This window comes from Pseudomonas sp. NFACC42-2 (genome assembly GCF_900116055.1).
GTDB classification, from domain to species: Bacteria; Pseudomonadota; Gammaproteobacteria; order Pseudomonadales; family Pseudomonadaceae; genus Aquipseudomonas; species Aquipseudomonas marginalis.
On record NZ_FOZO01000032.1, the window covers coordinates 24,025 to 49,222 of the forward strand.

At 58.6% G+C, this 25,198-nt stretch carries 23 protein-coding genes; 4 read left to right on the forward strand and 19 right to left on the reverse strand.

What is annotated here, in order from left to right; translation table 11 throughout:
* Positions 1-99: 99 nt before the first annotated feature.
* Positions 100-1,122 (reverse strand): amidohydrolase family protein, encoded by a 1,023-nt coding sequence (locus tag BM416_RS29570; protein ID WP_092490337.1) that lies wholly within the window; start codon positions 1,120-1,122, stop codon positions 100-102.
* Positions 1,123-1,261: 139 nt separating this feature from the next.
* Here BM416_RS29570 and BM416_RS29575 point away from each other — a divergent pair, with 139 nt between their 5' ends.
* On the forward strand, positions 1,262-1,678 hold the full coding sequence (locus BM416_RS29575) for an OsmC family protein (RefSeq protein WP_092490338.1): 417 nt from the start codon (positions 1,262-1,264) through the stop codon (positions 1,676-1,678).
* Between the two features lie 64 nt (positions 1,679-1,742).
* Complete coding sequence (locus BM416_RS29580) at positions 1,743-2,609, forward strand: pirin family protein (RefSeq protein WP_092490339.1); 867 nt, start codon at positions 1,743-1,745, stop codon at positions 2,607-2,609.
* A gap of 46 nt (positions 2,610-2,655) precedes the next feature.
* Here the strand turns inward: BM416_RS29580 and BM416_RS29585 are convergent, their stop codons facing one another.
* From BM416_RS29585 to BM416_RS29600, 4 genes are all read right to left on the reverse strand, one after another.
* Positions 2,656-3,384, reverse strand: a complete 729-nt coding sequence (locus BM416_RS29585) for a dienelactone hydrolase family protein (protein ID WP_092490340.1) — start codon at positions 3,382-3,384, stop codon at positions 2,656-2,658.
* Between the two features lie 66 nt (positions 3,385-3,450).
* Complete coding sequence (gene htpG, locus BM416_RS29590; RefSeq protein ID WP_065947272.1) at positions 3,451-5,355, reverse strand: molecular chaperone HtpG; 1,905 nt, start codon at positions 5,353-5,355, stop codon at positions 3,451-3,453.
* 89 nt (positions 5,356-5,444) lie between these two features.
* Positions 5,445-5,897: a PaaI family thioesterase gene (locus BM416_RS29595; protein WP_092490341.1), complete on the reverse strand. Its 453-nt coding sequence runs from the start codon at positions 5,895-5,897 to the stop codon at positions 5,445-5,447.
* Positions 5,894-6,370: a PaaI family thioesterase gene (locus BM416_RS29600; protein WP_092490342.1), complete on the reverse strand. Its 477-nt coding sequence runs from the start codon at positions 6,368-6,370 to the stop codon at positions 5,894-5,896. Before BM416_RS29600 ends, BM416_RS29595 begins: the two co-directional genes overlap by 4 nt.
* 158 nt (positions 6,371-6,528) lie before the next feature.
* Between BM416_RS29600 and BM416_RS29605 the strand changes: the two genes are divergently transcribed.
* Positions 6,529-6,780, forward strand: a complete 252-nt coding sequence (locus tag BM416_RS29605; protein WP_090407089.1) for a hypothetical protein — start codon at positions 6,529-6,531, stop codon at positions 6,778-6,780.
* 94 nt (positions 6,781-6,874) lie between these two features.
* Here BM416_RS29605 and BM416_RS29610 read toward each other — a convergent pair whose 3' ends face one another.
* From BM416_RS29610 to sdhC, 11 genes are all read right to left on the reverse strand, one after another.
* Positions 6,875-7,612 carry a DUF599 domain-containing protein gene (locus BM416_RS29610; protein ID WP_092490343.1) on the reverse strand — a complete coding sequence of 246 codons (738 nt, stop codon included), beginning with the start codon at positions 7,610-7,612 and terminating at the stop codon, positions 6,875-6,877.
* 143 nt (positions 7,613-7,755) lie between these two features.
* The gene (gene brnQ / locus BM416_RS29615; RefSeq protein WP_092490344.1) at positions 7,756-9,069 is read right to left on the reverse strand and encodes a branched-chain amino acid transport system II carrier protein; all 1,314 of its coding nucleotides are present in this window, start codon (positions 9,067-9,069) and stop codon (positions 7,756-7,758) included.
* 412 nt (positions 9,070-9,481) lie between these two features.
* Positions 9,482-10,363, reverse strand: a complete 882-nt coding sequence (gene sucD / locus BM416_RS29620; protein WP_003172813.1) for a succinate--CoA ligase subunit alpha — start codon at positions 10,361-10,363, stop codon at positions 9,482-9,484.
* Positions 10,363-11,529 (reverse strand): ADP-forming succinate--CoA ligase subunit beta, encoded by a 1,167-nt coding sequence (gene sucC / locus BM416_RS29625; RefSeq protein WP_003233235.1) that lies wholly within the window; start codon positions 11,527-11,529, stop codon positions 10,363-10,365. Before sucC ends, sucD begins: the two co-directional genes overlap by 1 nt.
* Positions 11,530-11,733: 204 nt before the next feature.
* On the reverse strand, positions 11,734-13,170 hold the full coding sequence (gene lpdA, locus BM416_RS29630) for a dihydrolipoyl dehydrogenase (protein WP_065924490.1): 1,437 nt from the start codon (positions 13,168-13,170) through the stop codon (positions 11,734-11,736).
* Positions 13,171-13,271: 101 nt separating this feature from the next.
* Entirely contained in the window at positions 13,272-14,495 is a 1,224-nt protein-coding gene (gene odhB / locus BM416_RS29635; protein ID WP_092490345.1) for a 2-oxoglutarate dehydrogenase complex dihydrolipoyllysine-residue succinyltransferase, read from the reverse strand.
* A gap of 44 nt (positions 14,496-14,539) precedes the next feature.
* Positions 14,540-17,371: a 2-oxoglutarate dehydrogenase E1 component gene (locus BM416_RS29640; RefSeq protein ID WP_027607058.1), complete on the reverse strand. Its 2,832-nt coding sequence runs from the start codon at positions 17,369-17,371 to the stop codon at positions 14,540-14,542.
* 261 nt (positions 17,372-17,632) lie between these two features.
* Positions 17,633-18,337 (reverse strand): succinate dehydrogenase iron-sulfur subunit, encoded by a 705-nt coding sequence (locus BM416_RS29645; protein WP_003172807.1) that lies wholly within the window; start codon positions 18,335-18,337, stop codon positions 17,633-17,635.
* A gap of 11 nt (positions 18,338-18,348) precedes the next feature.
* The gene (gene sdhA, locus BM416_RS29650) at positions 18,349-20,121 is read right to left on the reverse strand and encodes a succinate dehydrogenase flavoprotein subunit (RefSeq protein WP_092490346.1); all 1,773 of its coding nucleotides are present in this window, start codon (positions 20,119-20,121) and stop codon (positions 18,349-18,351) included.
* A 3-nt stretch (positions 20,122-20,124) separates the two neighbouring features.
* Positions 20,125-20,493: a succinate dehydrogenase, hydrophobic membrane anchor protein gene (sdhD, locus tag BM416_RS29655; protein ID WP_003172805.1), complete on the reverse strand. Its 369-nt coding sequence runs from the start codon at positions 20,491-20,493 to the stop codon at positions 20,125-20,127.
* A complete protein-coding gene (gene sdhC / locus BM416_RS29660; protein ID WP_003172804.1) occupies positions 20,487-20,861 on the reverse strand; it encodes a succinate dehydrogenase, cytochrome b556 subunit in 375 nt (124 codons plus the stop codon). The genes sdhD and sdhC overlap by 7 nt, the downstream gene beginning before the upstream one ends.
* Positions 20,862-21,226: 365 nt before the next feature.
* Between sdhC and gltA the strand changes: the two genes are divergently transcribed.
* Positions 21,227-22,516 (forward strand): citrate synthase, encoded by a 1,290-nt coding sequence (gltA, locus tag BM416_RS29665; RefSeq protein ID WP_003222994.1) that lies wholly within the window; start codon positions 21,227-21,229, stop codon positions 22,514-22,516.
* A 242-nt stretch (positions 22,517-22,758) separates the two neighbouring features.
* On the opposite strand, the gene BM416_RS29670 is transcribed toward gltA, so the two are convergent.
* From BM416_RS29670 to BM416_RS29680, 3 genes are all read right to left on the reverse strand, one after another.
* Positions 22,759-24,417 carry a cation acetate symporter gene (locus BM416_RS29670; protein ID WP_057014104.1) on the reverse strand — a complete coding sequence of 553 codons (1,659 nt, stop codon included), beginning with the start codon at positions 24,415-24,417 and terminating at the stop codon, positions 22,759-22,761.
* Positions 24,414-24,725, reverse strand: a complete 312-nt coding sequence (locus BM416_RS29675; RefSeq protein ID WP_027607054.1) for a DUF485 domain-containing protein — start codon at positions 24,723-24,725, stop codon at positions 24,414-24,416. The genes BM416_RS29670 and BM416_RS29675 overlap by 4 nt, the downstream gene beginning before the upstream one ends.
* 159 nt (positions 24,726-24,884) lie before the next feature.
* A partial coding sequence (locus tag BM416_RS29680) for a transposase (RefSeq protein WP_139237791.1) occupies positions 24,885-25,198 on the reverse strand: 314 nt, incomplete at its 5' end.

Sequence of the window (25,198 nt, forward strand, 5' to 3'; positions counted from 1 at the left end):
CCCCGCAGATTGATCACATGAAAAAGCCCCGACTGGATCGGGGCTTTTTTATGGGCGACTGGATTTGAGACCGCATTTGCGTGAGACGAAAACGCAATATCAACGCGCACCCTCATCGCCGCGAGGTTTAGGCAGGATGGCCAGGAAGTTGTCCCTCGCCACTTTTTGGGCAACGCCTTCCGGCAATGCATCAAGGAAGACATCAAAGCGGTGCATTTCCTTACCCAGCTTGTTGAAACGCCCGACGACATCCGAACCCAGCATAAAGCGCTCCGGGAAGCGCTCCACCAGCGTTACCCACTCCGGCCGAGGCTTGCCCCCATCATCCAGCAAGTAAGGCGTGAGCATGCTCCAGGACAGGTCGATATACAGGTTGGGGTAGGCCTCGAGCATACGGTTCAAGGTGGGCAGCAAAAAGTCCATTTGCACCTGATGGCGGTGGATTTCCTTGCTGGTGCCGGCGTGAGCCCAGATAAAGCGGGTGTGCGGGTGGTTGCGTAGCGGCTCTTCGATTTCGGCCAAATACAGCGGATTGCGCTCGCGTTTGGAGGTGATGTTGGAGTGCAACATCACCGGCAAATCGTTTTCCGCCGCCAAGTGATAGATGCGCGTCATGGCTTCGTTATTGGCACGCGGGGTGTCGCCCGCCGTAAGGGCAGTGAGGTCGTCGTGACGGGTGAAGACTTCACCGATGCCCTGCCAGAGCCCCGGGTTGAGGTCGAGCATGCGCTGGATATGGGCATCCGAGTTCTTGTCGTTGGGGTTGAAGCCGGATAGAAACGGATGAAAGTGCTGGCGCTGTTCAGGTGTCAGTTTATTTACCGCTGCGGCAACAATCACGTCAGTGGCGCTGTACCAATAGGCATCCGCGTCATCACCGGCGTAGTAACGCGGACGCTTGGGTTCGTCTTCGTGCCATTTCTTGGCCACTGGGACACCGGAAATCATTACGTGGTCGATGCGATTTTCTGCCATCGCCTTGAGCAATTTGTCCATCCCCGCCGTTTCCTGGAAAAAATCCACGTAATGCAGGTGCGCATCGCTGTAGGCATACTCGCGAGCCTGTGCGGCAAGGCTGCCGGTCGTGAGCAATAGGGCAAGACTCAGGCGGATCCAGGGCACGATAAAACCTCGATAGGGGCTGATAGGGGTAGACCGTGCGCCACACATCGGGGTTCAGCAGGAAAAAACGCGGAACACCCAAGTGCCAGCATGCTCTATAACTGCATGACCTTCATCCTGCCACCTTGTGAGGTTCGCCATGCCTGTTACCGTCAATACGCTGAACGCTGATAACTTCCGCCACAGCGTCAACATCAATAACCACGAGCTGTTTACTGACCTGCCCAAAAGCCTGGGCGGCGACGATTCAGCGCCCTCCCCCCACGATTATTTCGATGCCGCACTGGCTTCGTGCAAGGCGTTGACGGTCAAGCTCTATGCGCAGAAAAAAGACATCCCCCTGACCGGCGTGACCGTGGAAGTCACCCACGACGCCACCGAAGAGCAAAAGGGCAAATACAAGCTCAACGTCAAGCTGACGCTCAAGGGTGTACTCACCGACGAGCAGCGCGACGAGTTGCACCGTGTGGCCGATCGCTGCCCGGTACACAAACTGATGACCACCGCCGAGGTCACCATCGAAACCCGCCTCTCGGAGGGCGCGTTCAGCCAATAGCGGCAACCTCCCGTCGAGCGGGTTATGCTCAAGACTATCCAACCCGCTCAGACTGGGACGCACCATGACCACCCTCACCGTGATCCGCCCTCGCCCCGAAGATGTCGAAGGCCAGCCGATCCTGCGCCCGCTGCCCTCGCGGGAATGTCGCAGCGTCGGGCCCTTAGTATTTTTCGACCATATGCTGCCGACCCGCTATGCACCGGGCAGCGGCATGAACATCCGCCAGCACCCGCATATCGGCCTGTCCACCCTCACCTATCTGTTCGAAGGCGCACTGCAGCACAAGGACAGCCTGGGGTCGGATCAAGTGGTAGAGGCCGGCGATGTCAGCTGGATGACCGCAGGCGGTGCAATCGCCCATGTCGAGCGCACACCCGAGGCACTCAAGGCCCGTGGTTTCAGCATGCATGGCCTGCAAGTGTGGCTGGCATCGCCCAAGGACCACGAAGAGGGGCCTGGACACTACAGCCATCACCCTGCGGCGAGCCTGCCGGTGAGTGACAACCTGGGCGTGCGGATTCGGCTGATCGCCGGCAGTGGCTTCTGCCTCAAGTCACCGGTGCCGGTGCTGTCGCCTACGTTGTATGCAGATGTACACATGCAAACGGCCACGACCCTGCTGATTCCTGACGAGCACGAGGAACGCGCGGTGTATGTGCTGGAGGGTGAAGCCCAGCTGGAGGGTGAGCGGCTTGAGGTGCACAGCCTGGTGGTATTGCCGGCCGGGCAGGCAATGACCCTGTTCGCCGAAAGCGATTGCCACTTGGTGGTGTTTGGCGGAGCACCGCTGGATGGGCCACGGCGGATCAATTGGAATTTTGTCGCGAGCGATCCGTTGAAGATCGAGCAGGCCAGGCAGCGCTGGGCCGCTGGGGACTGGCCGACGGTGCCGGGTGAAACCGAAAGAATTGAGTTGCCGGTGAGATAGCTATCGGGGGCAAGCCCCCGATGACACCGGAACAGGCGCTGAAGATTCAGCCCTTGAACACTTCATCCAGCAAGTTATGCATCGACCGGAACGCCCGTGCAGCGGTCTTGGCGTCATACATCATCTTGCCCGGCACATTGGCATCCGGGTCAGTGAAGGAATGCACCGCACCGCCGTAGCTCAGCAATTGCCAGTCCACGCCGGCCGCGTTCATTTCATCTTCGAACGCCGGCAGTTGCTCTTTCGGCACCAACGGGTCGGAAGCACCGTGCAGCACCAGCACTGAACCCTTGATGTTTTTCGCATCTGCCGGGTTCGGCGTGTCGAGAGTGCCGTGGAACGATACGGCAGCCTTCAATGGCGCACCGGTACGTGCCAGCTCCAGGGAGCAGCAACCGCCGAAGCAGAAACCAAAGGTGGCCAGCTTAGAGGTGTCCACTGCCGCTTCGGTCTGGCCCTGCAGCTGCTCAAGGGCAGCCTGCATGCGTTTGTTCAGCAACGGGCGATCATTCTTCAACGGCATCATTGCGGCACCGGCTTCATCGCCATTCGACGGGCGCACGGTTTGCCCGTAGAGGTCGGCGATCAGCACCACGTAGCCCTTGGCGGCAACGCTCTTGGCGATCTCCTCGGCACCCGCACTAACCCCCATCCAGTTCGGCGCCATCAGCAGGCCGGGCAGCGGGTTCTTTTGGCTGGCATCGAACGCCAGGCGGCTTTCATAAGACTGGCCATCAATCTGATAGACCACGGAACGCACGGTGACTTGGCTCATCATTTTCTCCAGTTAGGGTGCACTAGAACGAAAAAACCCGCCGAAGCGGGTTTTTCTACAACGGTATCAAACCGACAGTTCAACCAACAGCTTGTTCAGTCGGCGCACGTAGGCGGCCGGGTCCTTGAGGCTGTCGCCAGCGGCCAGGGCCGCCTGGTCGAAGAGGATGTGGGACAGGTCGCCAAAGCGCTCTTCGCTCTGCTCGCCGTCGAGTTTCTCGATCAACGGGTGAGCCGGGTTGAATTCGAAGATCGGTTTGGAGTCCGGGACCTTCTGGCCGCTGGCTTCGAGAATCTGGCGCATCTGCATGCCCAGGTCCTGCTCGCCGATGGCCAGGATCGCCGGGGAATCGGTCAGACGATGGGAAACCCGCACTTCGCTGACGGCATCGCCCAGGGACGCCTTGATCCGCTCAACCAGGCCTTCTTTGGCCTTGGCGACTTCCTCGGCTTCTTTCTTCTCTTCCTCGGAGTCCAGGTTACCCAGGTCCAGGTCGCCACGGGCCACGTCGACAAAGGATTTGCCGTCGAACTCATTGAGGTAGCTCATCAGCCACTCATCGATACGGTCGGTCAGCAGCAGCACTTCGATGCCTTTCTTGCGGAAGACTTCCAGGTGCGGGCTGTTCTTGACCTGTGCGTAGGTTTCGCCGGTCAGGTAGTAAATCTTGTCCTGGCCTTCCTTGGCACGTGCCAGGTACTCGGCCAGGGACACCACCTGCTCGCCCTCTTCACCCTGGGTGGAAGCAAAGCGCAGCAGACCGGCGATTTTTTCCTTGTTGGCAAAATCTTCCGCCGGGCCTTCTTTCATGACCTGGCCGAAGTTTTTCCAGAAACCCTTGTATTGCTCTGGCTCGTTCTTCGCCAGTTTTTCCAGCATGTCGAGCACGCGCTTGGTCAGCGCCGACTTCATGGAATCGATGATCGGGTCTTTTTGCAGGATTTCCCGCGACACGTTCAGCGACAGGTCATTGGAGTCGACCACGCCCTTGATAAAGCGCAGGTACAGCGGCAGGAACGACTCTGCCTGGTCCATCACGAACACGCGCTGCACGTACAGCTTCAAGCCTTTCGGCGCTTCACGCTGGTACAGGTCGAACGGCGCACGGGCCGGCACGTAGAGCAGCGAGCTGTATTCCAGCTTGCCTTCGACCTTGTTATGGCTCCAGCTCAGCGGGTTTTCGTAGTCGTGGCCGATGTGCTTGTAGAACTCCTGGTATTCCTCGTCCTTGATCTCGGTACGCGGACGGGTCCACAGGGCACTGGCGCGGTTGACGGTTTCCCATTCCTGGGCAGGCTTCTCTTCACCTTCGGCAGCCGCTTGTTCTTTCGGCAGCTCGATCGGCAAGGCGATATGGTCGGAGTACTTCTTGATGATATTGCGCAGGCGCCAGCCGTCGGCAAACTCGTCTTCACCGGATTTAAGGTGCAGGACGATGCGGGTACCACGGTCAGCCTTGTCGATGGTGGCGATTTCAAATTCGCCCTCGCCCTTGGAAGCCCAGTGCACGCCTTCGCTGGCGTCAAGGCCGGCACGACGGCTGAACACTTCAACCTTGTCGGCCACGATGAAGGCCGAGTAGAAGCCCACACCGAACTGGCCGATCAGGTGCGAATCTTTCTTCTGGTCGCCGGACAGGTTTTTCATGAAGTCGGCGGTACCGGATTTGGCGATGGTCCCCAGGTGGGTGATCGCATCTTCACGGCTCATGCCGATACCGTTGTCTTCGAGGGTGACGGTATTGGCGTCTTTGTCGAAGCTCACACGGATTTTCAGTTCCGCGCCGCCTTCCAGCAGTTCAGGCTTGGACAGGGCTTCGAAACGTAATTTGTCGACAGCGTCAGAGGCGTTCGAGATCAATTCGCGAAGGAAGATTTCCTTGTTGGAATACAGCGAATGGATCATGAGGTGCAGCAGTTGCTTCACCTCGGTCTGGAAGCCCAGGGTTTCCTTTTGAGTTTCCACACTCATGGTCATCAAACTCCAATTGGATGGCAGTGGCCGCGCCCTGAAGGGTTGGCGGCGGGTTGTCATCAAAGTTGGGGGCTAAGAGCAGGATTTCAAGGGCGGACCACGTCCTCGATCTTGAAATGCGCACGGGCGGTGGCGATGGGCTCGGCGGCGGTGGTTTGCCAGGCGGTGATCGCCACATTCGCCACCCGTCGGCCCTGGCGCCACACCTGGCATTTGGCGTAAGTGTCGCGGAACTGGCCGGCGCGCAGGTAATCGAGGGAGAAATCGATGATTTTCGGAAGGCCCGGCGCTCCGGTAAACACCAGCAGGTGCAACGCCGCTGCCAGCTCCATGAAGCCGGCAATCACCCCGCCGTGAAGCGCCGGCAATATGGGGTTACCAATATTGTCCTTGTGGGCCGGCAGGCGAAACAGCAATTCATCCCCCAGCCGGGTGCATTCGATCCCGATCAGTTTGGCGTAGGGGATCAGGTCCAGCAGCGCCTCGTAGCTGCCGCGCTGATGAGCCTGTTCCAGGAGGGTCTTGAATCGATGGGTCATGCCTGCTCTCCCTTGATCGCGCGCCCCAACCCTTGGGTGCCCTTGAGACGCTTGCCCATGCGCATGAAGGTGCCCACCACATGGGCGATGGGTTGTTGCGGGTCGTCCTGGTAGGCAAAACCACGGGTGAAGATCACGTCGGTGGTCACCCGGTAGCACTGGGCGAAACCATATACCGGCTTATGCGGCTCGGCGGGATGCATATAGTCGACACGCAGGTCCAGGGTCGGGCAGACCTCGAACTCCGGCAGGACACACAGGGTGGCCATGCCGCAGGCGGTATCCATCAAGGATGTCAACGCGCCACCGTGGATCACGCCGGTCTGGGGATCACCCACCAACTGCGGGGCGTAAGGCATGGCCAACGTGATGCCCTCCTCGCTGGCATGATGAACGCTGATACCCAGCACCTGACAATGGCGCAAGGCCGAGACAAAGCGCGTCGCGCGCTCTAACAAGGGATTTTTGGTCATTCTTTGCAGACTCTTATTAGTGTTGATGGGCGAAATAGACGGTGCGGGCGAAAGTTCCTTTGAGGTCGTTGTTTATATATCTGCGGAATAAAAGGAACTAATGCTGAACGGCCATGCTCGAAAGGCCAGTAGATATCTTCACTAAGGAGAAACACCCCATGCGTAAGACTTTAGCTATTTCCATGATGTTGGCCGCTGCCCTCGGTCTCGCTGCTTGCGACAAGAAATCCGAAGACAAAGCCCAAGATGCCGCAGCGCATTCTGAGCAAGCTCAAAAAGACATGGCGAAAGCTCAGGATAAAGTGAACGACGCTGCGAAAGAAAACGCCGATGCTGCCAAAGCTCAGGCTGAATCGAACGACGCCGCCGCAAAAGAAGCAGCACCAGCTACTCCTGCCACCGGTTCCTGATACCGCGGCATGAAATAGCTTCGCTGCAAAAAGAAAGCCCGCTTATATAGCGGGCTTTACTTTGCCTGTTGTTTTTAACTCAGCGCGTCACGCATTAAATCTCCTCTTTGGCGGACTCAGGCATCGGTGTATCCGTCTGCGTATACACCATCACTTGCAGTACGTCGGAATGAAACTCCCGGCGATACAACACAAACACCACCCCGGCACTCATCAACATGAAAAGCCAGGGGCTGACGAACCATGCCAGCATGGTCATGCCGAAGTAATAAGAACGCAGGCCAAAGTTGAACTGGTTGGCGGCCATGGAAATCACTCGCGCCGCACGCAGGGCAAACGCCTTGCGCTCCTGCTCCGACACATGCCGCTCACCGATCATCGGTGCCGACCCGACCAGCACCGCGGCAAAGTTGTACTGGCGCATGCACCAACTGAAGGTGAAGAAGGCATAGACGAAGACCAGCGCCAGGCAGAGCAGCTTGATCTCCGACATGCCCTGGGAGGCCTGCTGCACCATGGGTATGTCCGCCAGCAATGACACCGCCCGCTCCGAAGCCCCCAGCACCGTGAGAATGCCGGCGAGGATGATCAAGGTGCTGGAGGCGAAGAATGAGGCATTACGCTCCAGGTTGCCGATCACGCTGGCGTCGGCAATCCGGTTGTCGCGCAGCAGCATGCGGCGCATCCAGTCCTCGCGGTACAAATGCAGCACGCTGGCCAGGCACGCGGTGTCTCGGGCTTTCCAGGTGGCATAACGGGTGTAGCCGCCCCAGCACAGGATGAACCAGAGGGCGGCAAGCAGGTGGATCTGATTGGCTTCGACGAACGACATGCGGGTCCTTGCAGAAAGGAGATTGAAAAACTTTTTGCGTCTGTTCGACGTTAGCGCAAAGAAAAAGACACCGCCCGCCGCTCAAAAAAAATGCCCCGTATCGATTGATACGAGGCATTTCCGTACTGCATGAAACCCGTTTGTTATGCGATGGCTTCGCTGCGCTTACCCAGCATGCGATCAATGACGACCGCCACAACCAGCGTCATCACCGACGGCACCAGCCACGCCAGGCCTTGCTCGCTCAGCGGCAGGTTCGCCAGTTGCGAAGGCATCCAGCCTGCCAGGCCTGCGCCCTTGAGCGCGTCGATACAACCAAAGATGAACGACACCAGCATCACCGGCCCGACGATTCGGCCCTGCTCCTGCCAGAAGCCTTTGCAGAAGCTCAAGGCCACCAGCACGATGCACGGCGGGTAGATCGCGGTGAGTACCGGGATCGAGAACGCAATCAGCTTGGTCAGGCCCAGGTTCGACACGAACAGCGAAAACAGCGCCAGGATCACTACCAGGGTCTTATAGGACAGCGGCAGGATTTTGCTGAAGTACTCGGCACACGCGCAGGTCAGGCCGACGGCAGTGACCAGGCATGCCAGGGAGATCAATACAGCCAGGAACCCACTGCCCAGGGAACCGAAGGTGTGCTGAACATAAGCGTGCAGCACTGCGGCGCCATTGGCAGCGCCGGCAGCGACTTCATGGCTGCCCGACCCGAGGCGGAACAGGCTGACATACACCAGCGCCAGACCGACGCCGGCAATCAACCCGGCAATGATCGCGTAGCGGGTGATCAGCTTGGGCGATTCGACACCACGGGAACGGATCGCGTTGACGATCACAATGCCAAACACCAGCGCACCCAGGGTATCCATGGTCAGGTAACCATTGATAAAGCCCTGGGAGAACGGTGCGGCGACGTATTCCGGGGTGGCGACACCCACCTCACCTGCCGGCAGGGCAAACGCGGCAATGCCGAGGATGGCCAGGGCGATGATCTTCAGCGGCGCCAGGAAGCGACCCACGGTGTCCAGCAGTCGGCCTGGGTACAGGGAGACAAAGAACACCACCAGGAAATACACCGAGCTGTAGAGGAACAGCGCCAGCGGGCTTTCGCCGGTCAGCGGCGCCAGGCCCACTTCAAACGAAACGGTCGCGGTACGCGGGGTGGCGAACAGCGGCCCTACCGCCAGATACGCCGCCGCCGCGAGCAGGCCACCGGCGATCTTGCCGATCGGGCTGCTCAGCGCGTCCATGCCGCCACCGACCTTGGCCAGGGCGATCACGGTGACCACCGGCAGGCCAACGGCGGTGATCAGGAAGCCCAGCGCCGCCATCCAGACATGAGGCCCGGACTGCAAACCAACGATAGGCGGGAAGATGATGTTGCCGGCGCCCACGAACAGGGCGAAGGTCATGAAGCCCAACGCCAGGATGTCCTGGCTTTTCAACACTTTCATTTGAGGAAATACCACACTACTGAATCGGAATTTAGAGAGGGATTCCCTATGGATGAGGGAAATGCTGCCGGCCCTTATGGGCACCGACCGTCTAGCGCGCAGCTTCCTTTTGGGAGGCGGACGCATAAAGAGGCGGTTAGGGTACAGAATTAGGCTGACAAACGCACTGTTGCGGGGCGGACTGTCCGATAAGCGACATCTTGATGTCGCGTTTTCATACTTATTTTGGCTATACAAACAAAATTGTGGGAGGGGGCTTGCCCCCGATGGCAGTGGTTCAGTCACACCCTCATTGGCTGACACACCGCTATCGGGGGCAAGCCCCGTCCCACATTGGATCGAATACATCCAGAACGCACAAAGGCCACCCGAAGGTGGCCTTTGCTGGTAAAGCGTCAGCTAAGCGCGAGGCTTACTTGACAGCCCAACCGGTCAGCTCGGCCAAGGCCTTGCCGATGTCTGCCAGCGAACGCACGGTTTTAACGCCTGCGTCTTGCAGTGCAGCGAATTTCTCGTCTGCAGTGCCTTTGCCGCCAGAGATGATTGCGCCAGCATGGCCCATGCGCTTGCCCGCAGGGGCAGTCACACCAGCGATGTAGGAAACAACCGGCTTGGTCACATGTGCCTTGATGTAGGCAGCCGCTTCTTCTTCAGCCGAACCGCCGATCTCACCGATCATCACGATCGCTTCGGTCTTAGGGTCTTCCTGGAACAGCTTCAGGATATCGATGAAGTTGGAGCCCGGGATCGGGTCACCGCCGATGCCGACGCAAGTCGACTGACCGAAACCGGCGTCAGTAGTTTGCTTCACAGCTTCGTACGTCAGGGTGCCGGAACGGGAAACGATACCGACTTTACCTGGCAAGTGAATGTGACCTGGCATGATGCCGATCTTGCATTCGCCTGGAGTGATCACGCCTGGGCAGTTAGGGCCGATCAGGACTACGCCCAGCTCGTCGCACTTAACTTTAGCGTCCAGCATGTCCAGGGTAGGAATGCCTTCGGTGATGCACACAATCAGCTTGATGCCGCCGAATGCCGCTTCCAGGATCGAGTCCTTGCAGAAAGGAGCTGGAACGTAGATCACGCTGGCGGTGGCGCCAGTGGCAGCTACAGCATCTTTCACGGTATTGAACACTGGTAGGCCCAGGTGCTCGGTGCCGCCTTTGCCCGGAGTTACGCCGCCAACCATCTTGGTGCCGTATTCGATGGCTTGCTGGGTGTGGAAACTACCTTGCGAACCGGTAATACCCTGGCAGATAACTTTGGTGTCTTTATTGATCAGGACGCTCATTATTTGCCCTCCGCAGCTTTGACAACTTGTTGAGCAGCGTCGGTCAGGCTGGTAGCCGCGATGATGTTCAAACCGCTTTCTGCCAGTACTTTAGCGCCCAGTTCAGCGTTGTTGCCTTCAAGGCGAACAACAACCGGGATTTTAACGCCGACTTCTTTCACTGCACCGATGATGCCTTCGGCAATCATGTCGCAACGAACGATGCCGCCGAAGATGTTGACCAGTACTGCAGCGACGTTGGAGTCGGACAGGATGATCTTGAAGGCTTCTGTTACGCGTTCCTTGGTAGCACCACCGCCCACGTCGAGGAAGTTGGCTGGTTTGCCGCCATGCAGGTTGACGATGTCCATGGTACCCATGGCCAGGCCGGCACCGTTGACCATGCAACCGATGTTACCTTCCAGGGCTACGTAGTTCAGTTCGAACTTGGCAGCGTGCGCTTCGCGCGGATCGTCCTGGGACGGATCGTGGAAAGTCTTCAGCTTAGGCTGACGGTACATGGCGTTGGCGTCGATGTTGATCTTGGCGTCGAGGCAGTGCAGATCGCCGTCAGCCTTGATCACCAGCGGGTTCACTTCCAGCAGGGCCAGATCGTGATCCTGGAACAGTTTGGCCAGACCTACGAAGATCTTGGCGAACTGGGCAACTTGCTTGCCTTCCAGGCCCAGCTGGAAAGCCAGCTCGCGACCCTGGAATGGCTGGGCGCCAACCAGTGGGTCGATAGTGGCTTTCAGAATTTTTTCTGGGGTTTCGTGAGCGATCTTCTCGATGTCCACGCCACCTTCGGTGGAAGCCATGAACACGATGCGACGGCTCGAACGGTCAACGACAGCGCCCAGGTACAGCTCTTTAGCGATATCAGTGCACGATTCAACCAGGATCTTGGTGACTGGCTGGCCATTGGCATCAGTCTGGTAAGTCACCAGACGCTTGCCCAGCCACTGCTGTGCGAAGGCCTTGGCGTCTTCTTTGCTGCGAACCAGCTTAACGCCGCCCGCTTTACCGCGACCACCAGCGTGGACCTGGGCTTTGACAACCCACTCGGTGCCGCCGATTTTGTCGCAAGCTTCTGCTGCTGCTTCCGGGGTGTCTACTGCGTAGCCCTTGGAAACTGGCAGGCCGTATTCAGCGAACAGCTGCTTACCCTGATACTCGTGAAGATTCATGCTTTTTACCGTCTTCGTTAGGTACTGCGCATTCGGCGCTGCGCTCATTATGAGTGCCGCGCCACCTGTGACTGCTGCTTGCGCAACTTGCGGGGCTCAAGGCCCGTAAAGCTGCGCAAGACTGCGTCCAGCGGATATTCCGCGGTGAGTCTTGCGCGCAAGGCTCACGACGGGCAACTCCGCCGTGGTTTCTTATTATCTCGCTTAGCGCTTCTTCTTGTTGGCGATGTGGATGGCATGGCCATTCACTGCCAACGCGGCTTCGTGCAGCGCTTCGGACAGGGTCGGATGGGAGAAGACCATCATGCCGATGTCCTCGGCACTGGTGCCGAATTCCATACCGATCGCGCCCTGCTGAACCAGTTCTGCTGCGCCTGGGCCAATCACGTGGACGCCCAATACGCGGTCAGTCTTGGCATCAGCGATGACTTTGACAAAACCACCGGTGTCGTTGGCTGCCATGGCACGGCCAGAAGCGGCGAACGGGAAGGTGCCGACGTTAACTTCAACGCCTTCAGCTTTCAACTGCTGTTCGTTCTTGCCGACCCATGCAATTTCCGGGTGGGTGTAGATAACCGATGGGATCAGGTCGTAGTTCATCTGGGTCTTGTGACCCTTGATGCGCTCGACCACCATGATGCCTTCTTCGGAAGCCTTGTGCGCGAGCATCATGCCGCGAACCACGTCACCGATGGCGTAGACGCCAGGAACGGTGGTAGCGCAGTGATCGTCAACGTGGATGAAGCCACGCTCGTCGATGTTCACGCCGCTGTCGGAAGCCAGCAGGTCGGTGGTCACCGGACGGCGACCAACGGCTACGATCAGCTTGTCGAACGTGATGGTCTGTTCGCCATCCTTGTCGGTGTAGGTCACGACGACTTCTTCGCCGTTGACCTTAGAGCCGGTCACGCGAGCGCCCAGCTTGATGTCCAGACCTTGTTTGGTCAGGGTTTTCAGCGCTTCCTTGGACACTGCGGTGTCGGCAGCCAGCAGGAACGTGTCCAGGGCTTCCAGCACGGTCACTTCGGAACCGAGGCGGGACCAGACCGAACCCAGTTCCAGGCCGATCACGCCAGCGCCGATCACGCCCAGGCGCTTAGGCACGGCCTGGAATTCCAGGGCGCCGGTCGAATCAACGATCACGTTCTGGTCAACCGGAGCCGGTGGAATGTCGATTGGACGCGAACCTGGGGCCAGGATCACGTTCTCGGCTTCGATGATTTCTACCGAACCGTCCGGCTTGGTGATTTCAACTTTCTTGCCGGCCAGCAGTTTGCCGTGGCCTTGCAGGGAAGTCACGCCGTTGGCCTTGAACAAGGTCGCAACGCCGGAAGTCAGGCCTTTAACGATGTTGGCTTTACGGCCGACCATTGCTGGCACGTCCATGGTCACGCCGGCATGGTTGATGCCGTGGATCGCGAAGCCGTCCTGGGCTTCGTGGAATTTCCAGGAGCTGTCCAGCAGCGCCTTGGAAGGAATGCAACCGACGTTCAGGCAAGTACCGCCCAGTGCCAGTTTGCCTTCCTTGTCGGTGTATTTTTCGATGCAAGCAGTCGAGAGGCCCAGTTGTGCGGCCTTGATGGCGGCAACGTAGCCGCCAGGACCCGCACCAATCACTACAACGTCAAATTTCTGCGACATGAAAATAGTTCCTCTATTTAGCAGCAAGCTTTCAAGCCGCAAGCCCCAAGCCCAACTGCCTTATCCGGCAATCTGTCACTTGAAGCCTGCAGCTGCTTCTATCAGATATCCAGCAGCAGACGAGCCGGGTCTTCCAGCAGGTTCTTGATGGTCACCAGGAAAGTCACGGCTTCTTTACCATCGATCAGGCGGTGATCGTAAGACAGCGCCAGGTACATCATTGGGCGGATCACGACTTGGCCGTTGATGGCCATCGGACGCTGGATGATGTTGTGCATGCCCAGGATCGCGGCTTGTGGCGGGTTGACGATCGGCGTCGACATCATCGAACCGAAGGTACCACCGTTGGTGATGGTGAAGGTACCACCGGTCATCTCGTCGATGGTCAGCTTGCCGTCACGGGCTTTCTTGCCGAAGCCGGCGATGCCGCCTTCGATTTCGGCCAGGCTCATCAGCTCGGCGTTACGCAGGACCGGAACCACCAGGCCACGGTCGCTGGACACGGCAACGCCGACGTCTGCATAACCGTGGTAAACGATGTCGCCGCCGTCGATCGAAGCGTTGACTGCCGGGAAGCGTTTCAGCGCTTCGGTGGCCGCTTTCACGAAGAACGACATGAAGCCCAGGCGCACGCCGTTGTGGGACTTCTCGAACAGATCCTTGTACTTCGAACGCAGGGCCATGACTTCGGTCATGTCGACTTCGTTGAAAGTGGTCAGCATCGCCATGTTCGACTGTGCTTCAACCAGGCGCTTGGCCACGGTGGCACGCACGCGGGTCATCGGTACACGCTTCTCGGTGCGGTCGCCGGCAGCGAACACAGGCGCAGCGGCAGCCGGGGCAGCAGCCTTGGCAGGCGCGGCAGCCGGAGCGTTTTTCTTGGCTTCAACAGCAGCGACCACGTCTTCCTTGGTCACACGGCCGTCTTTGCCGGTGCCTTTGATGGACGCCAGGTTGATGCCGTTTTCTTCAGCCAACTGGCGAGCAGCCGGTGCAGCGATTGGATCTTCTGCGCCAGCAGCCGGAGCGGCGGCAGGCGCCGAAGCGGCGGCCGGTGCAGCAGCGGCAGCAGGAGCAGCGGCAGCGCTGCCCTCTTCGATCGAGCCCAGTACCTGGTTCGACAGAACGGTAGCGCCCTCTTCGGCAACGATTGCGCCCAGCACGCCGTCAGCTTCGGCCAACACTTCCAGCACGACTTTGTCGGTCTCGATGTCGACGATCAGGTCGTCACGCTTGACGGCCTCACCTGGTTTCTTGTGCCAGGTGGCAACGGTGCCATCGGCAACCGATTCCGGGAATGACGGGGCTTTGATTTCGATAGCCATTATCTGTGGGTCCTTAAAATTCGGTTTCAGTCAGCGCGAAGGCGTTAAACAGTGAAAGCATCTTGCAGCAGTTTTTCCTGCTGCTCGGCGTGCATCGACGCATAACCACACGCAGGTGCAGCGGAAGCATCACGGCCGGCGTACTCCAGGCCCAGGGCCTTGTTGTGGTTACCGATGCTGCGACGCAGGTGATGCTGGCTGCTGTACCACGCGCCCTGGTTCATCGGCTCTTCCTGACACCACACCACGTTAGTGAGGTTGGTGTAAGGCGCGATGGCCTCCATCAGGTCGTCCTCCGGGAACGGATAAAGCTGCTCGATACGCACGATGGCGATGTCTTCGCGGCCTTCGGCACGGCGTTTTTCCAGCAGGTCGTAGTAGACCTTGCCGCTGCACAGCACCAGGCGAGTCACCTTGGCCGGGTCCAGCGTGTCGATTTCTGGAATAACGGTCTGGAACGAGCCATCCGCCAGATCTTCCAGGGTCGAGATGGCCAGTTTGTGACGCAGCAGCGACTTCGGCGTCAGCACTACCAGCGGCTTGCGCAACGGGCGGATTACCTGGCGACGCAGCAAGTGGTAGATCTGTGCCGGGGTGGTCGGCACGCACACCTGGATGTTGTGCTCGGCGCACAGCTGCAGGTAACGCTCCAGACGAGCCGAGGAGTGCTCAGGGCCCTGACCTTCATAGCCATGTGGCAGCAGCATGGTCAGACCGCACAGGCGACCCCACTTGTGCTCGCCGCTGGTGATGAACTGGTCGATAACCACTTGGGCGCCGTTGGCGAAGTCGCCGAACTGAGCTTCCCAGATCACCAGCGCATTCGGCGTGGTGGTCGAGTAACCGTATTCGAACGCCAGTACGGCTTCTTCGGACAGGAACGAATCGTACAGGTCGAAACGTGGCTGGCCTTCGTAGAGGTGCTTCAGCGGAACGTAGGTGCTTGCGTCTTTCTGGTTGTGCAGAACCGCGTGACGGTGCGAGAACGTACCACGGCCGATGTCCTGGCCGGTCATGCGGATCGGGTGACCTTCGAACGCCAGGGTCGCGTACGCCATGGTTTCGGCATAACCCCAGTTGATCGGCAGGCCGCCGGCTTGCATCTTCTGACGGTCTTCGTAGATCTTCGCAACCTGGCGCTGCACCACGAAGCCTTCCGGAATTTCCAGCAGCTTGGCGGACAGTTCCTGCAGGGTCTTCAGATCGAACGAGGTGTCGTGACGCGCCGTCCAGGTGTGACCCAGGTACGGACGCCAGTCAACGAACAGCTCTTTGTTCGGCTCCTTGACCAGGCTTTTTACGACATGCAGACCATTGTCCAGCGCGTTGCGGTATTCATCGATCTTCGCCTGAACACGTTCATCGTCAACGATACCGGCCTTGGTCAGGCTTTCGGCATACAGCTCACGGGTGGTGCGCTGCTTGGTGATCTGCTGGTACATCAACGGCTGGGTGCCGCTTGGTTCGTCGGCTTCGTTGTGACCGCGACGGCGGTAGCAAACCAGGTCGATCACCACGTCACGCTTGAACTGCATGCGGTAGTCGACAGCCAGTTGGGTCACGAACAGCACGGCTTCCGGATCATCGCCATTCACATGGAGGATCGGCGCCTGGATCATCTTGGCAACGTCGGTGGCGTACTCGGTGGAACGCGCGTCCAACGGGTTGCTGATGGTGAAGCCAACCTGGTTGTTGATGACGATGTGAACGGTACCGCCGGTCTTGAAGCCGCGGGTCTGCGACATCTGGAAGGTTTCCAGGACCACGCCTTGACCGGCGAATGCCGCGTCACCGTGGATGGAAATCGGCAGGACCTTTTCACCAGTGGTGTCGTTACGACGATCCTGGCGAGCACGGACCGAACCCTCGACCACTGGAGAAACGATTTCCAGGTGGGATGGGTTGAAGGCCATGGCCAGGTGAACTTCACCGCCGGTGGTCATCACGTTGGACGAGAAGCCCTGGTGGTATTTAACGTCACCGGAACCCAGCTCGACCTTCTTCTTGCCTTCGAACTCGTCGAACAGCTCACGCGGGTTCTTGCCGAAGGTGTTGACCAACACGTTCAAGCGACCACGGTGGGCCATGCCGATCACGATTTCCTTGGTGCCGTAGGAACCGGAACGCTGGATCAGCTCGTCGAGCATCGGAATCAGGCTTTCGCCGCCTTCCAGGCCGAAACGCTTGGTGCCCGGGTATTTGGTACCCAGGTATTTTTCCAGGCCTTCGGCTGCGGTCACGCGCTCAAGCAGGTGGCTGCGCACGTCGGCGGACAATACCGGACGGCCACGCACGCCTTCCAGGCGATGCTGGAACCAGTGGCGTTGCTCGGAATCGGTGATGTGCGTGAACTCAGCGCCGATGGTGCGGCAATATGTCTGCTGCAACGCTTCGTGAATTTCGCGTAGGCTCGCTTCCTCTTTGCCGATGAACAGGTCGCCGGCACGGAAGGTCGTATCAAGATCGGCATTGGTCAAGCCGTAATGATTGATCGACAGGTCAGCAGGTGCAGGACGCTGCCAGAGCCCCAGCGGGTCAAGCTGGGCCGCCTGGTGGCCACGCATCCGGTAGGCCTGGATCAGTCGCAGTACTTCAACTTGCTTCTTCTCGTGCTCACTGCTCACGCTGCCGGCGGAAACCGGCTGGGCGCGGCGCTGGTTCTTTGCCAGCAGCACGAACTGATCGCGAATTGTTGCGTGCGATACATCGGTGGCAGCGTTGCCGTCTGAAGACAACGTCTGAAATTTGGTGCGCCATTCTTCTGGCACAGCGTTAGGGTCGTGCAGGTAGAGCTCATAAAGCTCTTCCACATAGGCAGCGTTACCACCTGAAAGATAGCCGCTGTTCCACATGCGCTGCATCACGCTTTCTTGCATGCTTGGTCACCCTCGATTTGGGGACACCACCGGCGAAAACACCGAGTTTGCTTGCAAAAGGCCAAGTGCAGCGACCAAAACAAGCCACTTAGGATCACGCTGATAGTTCGGGTACCAACCCGAATGCCCCTGCTTGTCTCATTTCTTCAAAATAAGAGCCGCGGCTTTGTAAGTCGCTGCTCAAGTTAAAACTACGGCGCCGGTTGAAGCCTGCGCCGTAGCATTTACGGGCACAACGGTCCTGCTTTGTTACAACGTCAGTTACACACCGCTTTGCAGCAGCATGTTACGGATGTGACCAATGGCCTTAGTCGGGTTCAGGCCTTTGGGACATACGTTGACGCAGTTCATGATCCCGCGGCAGCGGAATACGCTGAACGGGTCATCCAGCGAAGCCAGGCGCTCGGAAGTCTTGGTGTCACGGCTGTCTGCCAGGAAGCGGTACGCTTGCAGCAGGGCAGCTGGACCCAGGAACTTGTCCGGGTTCCACCAGAAGGACGGGCACGATGTCGAGCAGCAGGCGCACAGGATGCACTCGTACAGGCCATCGAGCTTTTCACGCTCTTCAGGGGACTGCAGACGCTCGATGGCCGGAGCCGGCGTGTCGTTCTGCAGGAACGGCTTAACTTTCTCGTATTGCTTGTAGAAGATGCTCATATCGACGACCAGGTCACGGATAACCGGCAAACCTGGCAGAGGACGAACGATCAGCTTGTTGCCTTTGACAACGGCGGACAGCGGCGTGATGCACGCCAGGCCGTTTTTGCCGTTGATGTTCATGCCGTCGGAACCGCAAACACCTTCACGGCAAGAGCGACGATAGGAGAACCCCTCGTCCTGCTCTTTGATCAGTGCCAATACATCCAGCACCATCAGGTCTTTACCACCGGTATCGACCTGGAACTCCTGCATGAACGGCGCAGCGTCCTGATCAGGGTTGTAGCGATAAACACTGACTTTCAACATGGCAGCCACCCTTAGTAAGTCCGAATCTTCGGTTCAAACGTCGGAACCGTCTTCGGCGAGAAGTTCACGGCACGCTTGGTTACGCGCTTGTCACCCGGGAAGTACAGGGTGTGGCACAACCAGTTTTCGTCATCGCGATCTTCAAAGTCTTCACGAGCGTGGGCACCACGGGATTCTTTACGAACCTCGGCGGCGATCGCAGTCGCTTCAGCCACTTCCAGCAGGTTTTGCAGTTCAAGGGCTTCGATACGAGCGGTGTTGAACGCCTGGCTCTTATCGTTGATCTTGACGTTGGCGATGCGCTTACGCAGATCGGCCAGCTGGGCAATACCCTTCTGCATGTATTCGCCGGTACGGAATACACCGAAGTAGTTCTGCATGCAGTTTTGCAGCTCGCGACGCAGGGTTGCCACGTCTTCGCCATCAGTGCGCTCGTTCAGAGCGTTCAGGCGCGCCAGGGCGGCCTCGATGTTGGCGTCGGTGGCGTCATCGTATTCGATGCCGTCGGTCAGGGCTTTTTCCAGGTGCAGGCCAGCCGCGCGGCCGAATACCACCAGGTCGAGCAGCGAGTTGCCGCCCAGACGGTTGGCACCGTGTACCGATACGCACGCCACTTCGCCCACTGCGAACAGACCGTGGATGATCTCGTCCACGCCGTCGGCGTTCTGGGTGATCGCCTGGCCATGAATGTTGGTCGGCACGCCGCCCATCATGTAGTGGCAGGTTGGAACAACCGGAACCGGAGCAACCACCGGATCAACGTGGGCAAAGGTCTTGGACAGCTCACAGATACCCGGCAGGCGGCTGTGCAGCACTTCTTCACCCAGGTGATCGAGCTTCAGCAGTACGTGGTCGCCATTCGGGCCACAGCCGTTACCGGCGATGATTTCCTTGACCATCGAACGGGCAACGACGTCACGACCCGCCAGGTCTTTCGCGTTCGGAGCATAACGCTCCATGAAACGCTCGCCGTGCTTGTTGATCAGGTAACCACCTTCACCACGGCAACCTTCGGTGACCAGTACACCGGCGCCGGCGATGCCGGTCGGGTGGAACTGCCACATTTCGATGTCCTGCACCGGCACGCCGGCACGCAGTGCCATGCCGACGCCGTCACCGGTGTTGATCAGGGCATTGGTGGTGGAAGCGTAGATACGACCTGCACCGCCGGTCGCCAGAACGGTAGCCTTGGCGCGGATGTAGGTGGTCTCACCGGTTTCGATGCAGATGGCGATCACGCCAACGAATGCACCGTCGGCGTTCTTCACCAGATCCACTGCGTAGTATTCGTTCAGGAACGTGGTGCCGGCTTTCAGGTTACCCTGATAAAGGGTGTGCAGCAGCGCGTGACCGGTACGGTCGGACGCGGCGCAGGTACGGGCAGCCTGGCCACCTTTACCGTAGTCCTTCGACTGGCCGCCGAATGGACGCTGGTAGATGCGACCTTGTTCGGTACGGGAGAACGGCAGGCCCATGTGGTCCAGCTCGAACACCGCGGCCGGGCCTTCCTGACACATGTATTCGATAGCGTCCTGGTCACCGATGTAGTCGGAACCCTTGACGGTATCGTACATGTGCCAGCGCCAGTCATCGTTCGGGTCGGCGGACGCGATGGCGCAGGTGATGCCACCCTGGGCCGACACGGTGTGGGAGCGCGTCGGGAATACCTTGGTGATCACCGCAGTCTTGTGACCGCCCTGGGCCAGCTGCAACGCTGCGCGCATGCCGGCACCGCCGCCACCAATAATGATGGCGTCGAAGGAAATAGTTGGAATGTTAGCCATGAATCAGATACCCCAAAGAATCTGCACACCCCAGACGAAGTAAGCGAACATCGCGACGCCGCATACTGCCTGGAAGAGGAAACGGACTGCGGTCGCGGACTTGCCCAGCGCCATCGGCGTCAGGTAGTCGGTCGCGATGGTCCACATGCCGACCCAGGCGTGAGCGCCCAGGGCTACAAGGGCCAGCAGGCTGAAGATTCGCATCGCATTGTGGGAAAACAGCCCGTGCCATTGCTCGTAGCCAATGCCCGGGTTTGCGACGAGGTATCCGATCAGGAAAATGAAATAAGCCGCGAGAACGACCGCAGACACACGCTGCGCCATCCAGTCATAGAGGCCCGAACGCGATAGGTTCGTAACGCTGGTTACCATATCCAAACTCCTGCCAGAACGATCAGCACCACGGAAATGGCGATGATGATTTTCGAGCCCAGGCGGCCGCCTTCCAGCGTCTCACCGATGCCCATGTCCATGATCAAGTGGCGCACACCGGCTACCAGGTGATACAGCAGAGCGGACAGGAGGCCCCATGCTACGAACTTGGCCAGCGGGCTGGTCAAGCATGCCTTCACCTCGGCGTATCCTTCCTCGGAACCCAGGGATTTGCTCAATGCATAAAGCATGATGCCCAAGCCCAGGAACAGGATGATGCCGGAAACACGGTGCAGGAACGACGTAACGCCGGTGATGGGGAGTTTGATGGTCCTTAGGTCTAGGTTTACAGGTCGTTGGCTATTCACGGCTTTTTTTCACACTGAAGAGCCCCTAACAATCAGGGCAAAGTTGTTGGGGAGTGCGACTGGTCAGGTAAGCACCACCCAGGGAGTGCGACCCCCAATGAAAGCAAGCCCAAAAGCCCTTGGCGGTCGGTGGCCGAGTATAGACAGTTAGGTTACTAATGACAACGCGCGCACCTCACCCTAATAGCGGATTGCGCTGGCGGGATAAAAGGCGTAAATGGCAGGCAATTTCGAGGAAAAAGTCCGGTTAAAGCCTTCTGGGGCAAGACTTTAGGCAAATTGACATCTGAATTTATCTCACTATAGTGGTGCGGGCCCTGCGTGGGGGGTCTGTCTGATGATTTGAAGCATAAATAGGAGGCCACATGGCTGACAAAAAAGCGCAGTTGATCATCGAGGGCGCAGCCCCCGTCGAGCTGCCCATTTTAACCGGCACCGTTGGTCCCGATGTTATCGACGTACGGGGCCTGACGGCCACGGGCCGTTTCACTTTCGACCCAGGCTTCATGTCGACCGCCTCTTGCGAGTCGAAGATCACCTATATCGACGGCGACAATGGCATCCTGCTGCACCGGGGCTACCCGATCGAGCAACTGGCGGAAAAATCGGACTATCTGGAAACCTGCTACCTGCTGCTAAATGGCGAATTGCCAACAGCCGAGCAAAAAGCCCAGTTTGTCAGCACGGTGAAGAACCACACCATGGTTCACGAGCAGTTGAAGACCTTCTTCAACGGCTTCCGTCGCGACGCCCACCCGATGGCCGTCATGTGCGGCGTGGTCGGCGCCCTGTCGGCCTTCTATCATGACTCCCTCGACATCAATAACCCCCAGCATCGCGAAATTTCCGCGATCCGCCTGGTTGCCAAGATGCCGACCCTGGCCGCAATGGTTTACAAGTACTCCATGGGCCAACCCATGATGTACCCGCGCAACGACCTGACGTACGCGGAAAACTTCCTGCACATGATGTTCAACACCCCGTGCGAGATCAAACCGATCAGCCCGGTGCTGGCCAAGGCAATGGACCGGATCTTCATCCTCCACGCCGACCACGAGCAAAACGCCTCGACGTCCACCGTGCGCCTGGCAGGCTCTTCGGGTGCCAACCCGTTCGCCTGTATCGCCGCCGGCATCGCCGCGCTGTGGGGCCCTGCCCACGGCGGTGCGAACGAAGCCGTATTGACCATGCTCGATGAAATCGGCGATGTGTCCAACATCGACAAGTTCATCGCCAAGGCCAAGGACAAGAACGATCCGTTCAAGTTGATGGGCTTCGGTCACCGGGTCTACAAGAACCGCGACCCACGCGCCACCGTCATGAAGCAGACCTGCGACGAAGTGCTGAAGGAACTGGGCATCAACAACGATCCGCAACTCGAACTGGCCATGCGCCTGGAAGAGATCGCCCTGACCGACCCGTACTTCATCGAACGCTCGCTGTACCCGAACGTCGACTTCTACTCGGGGATCATCCTCAAGGCGATCGGCATTCCAACCAGCATGTTCACCGTGATCTTCGCCCTGGCACGGACCGTGGGCTGGATCTCCCATTGGAAAGAAATGCTCTCCAGCCCGTACAAGATTGGCCGCCCGCGCCAGCTGTACACCGGCTACGAGTCGCGTGACATTACCAAGCTGGAAGATCGCAAGTAAGCACCTTTCAGCAGCACCGAAAACGGTCTCCCTCAGTGGAGGCCGTTTTTATTTGTGGCGCCTGATCTACCGCCATCGGGGGCAAGCCCCCTCCCACATTGAACTGCGTTCCAAATGATGTACTCGGTTAACTGTGGGAGGGGGCTCGCCCCCGATGGCATTGGCACAAGCACCTTCATAACCCCCAGACAAAAAAATACCCCGGCCTTTCGACCGGGGCATTTCTTTATCCAGCTCCAACCTTAGTGATTAACCGCCCCACTCGCCCCCAGGCCAGTCTGCGAACGCACAAACTGCGGGAAGTACAGCGCGCGCTCTTTCTCTGCCGCCGCCGACTTGTCGGTGATGGAGAAGAACCAGATACCGATGAACGCAATGATCATCGAGAACAGCGCCGGGTATTCGTACGGGAAGATCGCCTTCTCATGATGCAGGATCGAGACCCAGATGGTCGGACCCAGGATCATCAGGCCAACGGCACTGATCAGGCCCAGCCAGCCGCCAATCATCGCGCCACGGGTGGTGAGGTTTTTCCAGTACATGGAAAGCAGCAACACCGGGAAGTTACAGCTGGCGGCAATCGAGAACGCCAGGCCGACCATGAACGCGATGTTCTGGCTTTCGAACAGGATGCCCAGGCCAATCGCCAGCACTGCCAGGGCGATGGTGGTGATCTTCGATACGCGAATCTCATCCTTTTCGTTGGCCTTGCCTTTCTTGATCACGCTGGCGTACAGGTCATGGGACACCGCCGAAGCACCGGCCAGGGTCAAACCGGCAACCACGGCCAGGATGGTGGCGAAGGCCACAGCCGAGATAAAGCCCAGGAAGATACTGCCACCCACCGCGTTGGCCAGGTGCACCGCCGCCATGTTGTTACCGCCCAGCAAGGCGCCTGCTGCATCCTTGAACGCCGGGTTGGTGCTGACCAGCAGGATCGCGCCGAAGCCGATGATAAAGGTCAGGATATAGAAGTAGCCGATGAAGCCCGTGGCATACAGCACGCTCTTACGCGCTTCCTTGGCGTCGCTTACGGTGAAGAAGCGCATCAGGATGTGCGGCAGGCCGGCGGTACCGAACATCAGTGCCAGGCCCAGGGAGAACGCGGAGATCGGGTCTTTCACCAGGCCGCCGGGGCTCATGATCGCTTCACCTTTAGGGTGAACCTTGATCGCCTCGGAGAACAGCATGTTGAAATCGAAGTTGACGTGCTTCATCACCATCAGCGCCATGAACGAGGCACCGGACAGCAACAGCACCGCCTTGATGATCTGCACCCAAGTGGTCGCCAGCATGCCGCCGAACAGCACGTACAGGCACATCAGGATCCCGACCAGGATCACCGCCACGTGGTAGTCGAGGCCGAACAGCAGCTGGATCAGCTTGCCCGCCCCCACCATTTGCGCGATCAGGTAGAACGCCACCACGACCAGGGAACCACAGGCCGACAGGCTGCGGATCTGGGTTTGCCCGAGGCGATAGGACGCCACATCGGCAAAGGTGTACTTGCCCAGGTTACGCAGGCGCTCGGCGATCAGGAACAGAATGATCGGCCAGCCCACCAGGAAGCCGATCGAGTAGATCAGGCCGTCGTAGCCGGAGGTGAACACCAGTGCGGAAATACCCAGGAAGGATGCGGCCGACATGTAGTCGCCGGCAATCGCCAGGCCGTTCTGGAAACCGGTGATCTTGCCGCCGGCCGCATAGTAGTCGGCCGCCGACTTGTTGCGCTTGGACGCCCAGTAGGTAATGCACAACGTCGCGCCGACAAAGGCCACGAACATCAGGATCGCTGCGATATTCAGCGGTTGTTTGTGCACTTCACCGGTCAATGCATCCGCCGCCCAAACAGCGGGTGCAAAGACCGAAGCGCCGAATACAGCCAATAGACGACGGATCATTGCGCAGCCTCCTTGAGAATCGCATTGTTCAGGTCGTCGAATTCGCCGTTGGCGCGTCGCACATAGATGCCGGTGAGGACAAAGGCCGAGACAATCAGCCCGACCCCGATGGGGATGCCCCAGGTGATGGATGAGCCGGGGCTGAGTTTAGCCCCCAGTACTTGTGGCCCGTAGGCGATCAACAGGATGAATCCGGAGTACAGCCCTAGCATGATCGCCGAGAGAATCCAGGCGAACCTTTCCCTTTTTCTTACCAGCTCCTTGAAACGCGGGCTGTTTTGAATCGAGAGGTAAATGCTGTCGTTCATTGTTTTTATCCTCGCAGCACAGCTTTTTTATTATTGGTACGTATCCACTGTATGCGGCTACGGAACAGGTTCCAGACGACCTTAGTATTAGACGGAGTGTAGCGAGGGATTGAGAGGGCGCAGAAACATTTGCGGGTGACGAAAATAATGTGGGAGATTCTATGTTGCAGGACAACCCTGCAACGGCCGATTCGGTTGGTATTCGCTCTGGTTTTTCATCAGGGCGAACGCCACCCGTGCGAGTTTTCGGGCAAGAATTACCAAGGCCTGAGTCTTCTTGAATCCTCTGGCCAGGTACCCTTCATAAAATGGTTTCCAGGTCGCTGAACGACAGGCAGCCATGGCCGAGTTGTGGGCCAGACGCCGTATTTCCGGATCCCCTTTCTTGGTCAGACTGCGACTCCCCGTCTTTTTTCCCGAGTCATCGACCCTCAAGTCCATGCCCAAAAAAGCGATGAAGGCATTGCTATCCT

Bases quoted from the DNA above. Each gene is read 5' to 3' on its own strand.
- BM416_RS29575 (WP_092490338.1), top strand. From the start codon at position 1,262: ATGCCTGTTACCGTCAATACGCTGAACGCTGATAACTTCCGCCACAGC.
- BM416_RS29580 (WP_092490339.1), top strand. From the start codon at position 1,743: ATGACCACCCTCACCGTGATCCGCCCTCGCCCCGAAGATGTCGAAGGC.
- BM416_RS29585 (WP_092490340.1), bottom strand. From the start codon at position 3,384: ATGAGCCAAGTCACCGTGCGTTCCGTGGTCTATCAGATTGATGGCCAG.
- htpG (WP_065947272.1), bottom strand. From the start codon at position 5,355: ATGAGTGTGGAAACTCAAAAGGAAACCCTGGGCTTCCAGACCGAGGTG.
- BM416_RS29595 (WP_092490341.1), bottom strand. From the start codon at position 5,897: ATGACCCATCGATTCAAGACCCTCCTGGAACAGGCTCATCAGCGCGGC.
- BM416_RS29600 (WP_092490342.1), bottom strand. From the start codon at position 6,370: ATGACCAAAAATCCCTTGTTAGAGCGCGCGACGCGCTTTGTCTCGGCC.
- BM416_RS29605 (WP_090407089.1), top strand. From the start codon at position 6,529: ATGCGTAAGACTTTAGCTATTTCCATGATGTTGGCCGCTGCCCTCGGT.
- BM416_RS29610 (WP_092490343.1), bottom strand. From the start codon at position 7,612: ATGTCGTTCGTCGAAGCCAATCAGATCCACCTGCTTGCCGCCCTCTGG.
- brnQ (WP_092490344.1), bottom strand. From the start codon at position 9,069: ATGAAAGTGTTGAAAAGCCAGGACATCCTGGCGTTGGGCTTCATGACC.
- sucD (WP_003172813.1), bottom strand. From the start codon at position 10,363: ATGAGCGTCCTGATCAATAAAGACACCAAAGTTATCTGCCAGGGTATT.
- sucC (WP_003233235.1), bottom strand. From the start codon at position 11,529: ATGAATCTTCACGAGTATCAGGGTAAGCAGCTGTTCGCTGAATACGGC.
- lpdA (WP_065924490.1), bottom strand. From the start codon at position 13,170: ATGTCGCAGAAATTTGACGTTGTAGTGATTGGTGCGGGTCCTGGCGGC.
- odhB (WP_092490345.1), bottom strand. From the start codon at position 14,495: ATGGCTATCGAAATCAAAGCCCCGTCATTCCCGGAATCGGTTGCCGAT.
- BM416_RS29640 (WP_027607058.1), bottom strand. From the start codon at position 17,371: ATGCAAGAAAGCGTGATGCAGCGCATGTGGAACAGCGGCTATCTTTCA.
- BM416_RS29645 (WP_003172807.1), bottom strand. From the start codon at position 18,337: ATGTTGAAAGTCAGTGTTTATCGCTACAACCCTGATCAGGACGCTGCG.
- sdhA (WP_092490346.1), bottom strand. From the start codon at position 20,121: ATGGCTAACATTCCAACTATTTCCTTCGACGCCATCATTATTGGTGGC.
- sdhD (WP_003172805.1), bottom strand. From the start codon at position 20,493: ATGGTAACCAGCGTTACGAACCTATCGCGTTCGGGCCTCTATGACTGG.
- gltA (WP_003222994.1), top strand. From the start codon at position 21,227: ATGGCTGACAAAAAAGCGCAGTTGATCATCGAGGGCGCAGCCCCCGTC.
- BM416_RS29670 (WP_057014104.1), bottom strand. From the start codon at position 24,417: ATGATCCGTCGTCTATTGGCTGTATTCGGCGCTTCGGTCTTTGCACCC.
- BM416_RS29675 (WP_027607054.1), bottom strand. From the start codon at position 24,725: ATGAACGACAGCATTTACCTCTCGATTCAAAACAGCCCGCGTTTCAAG.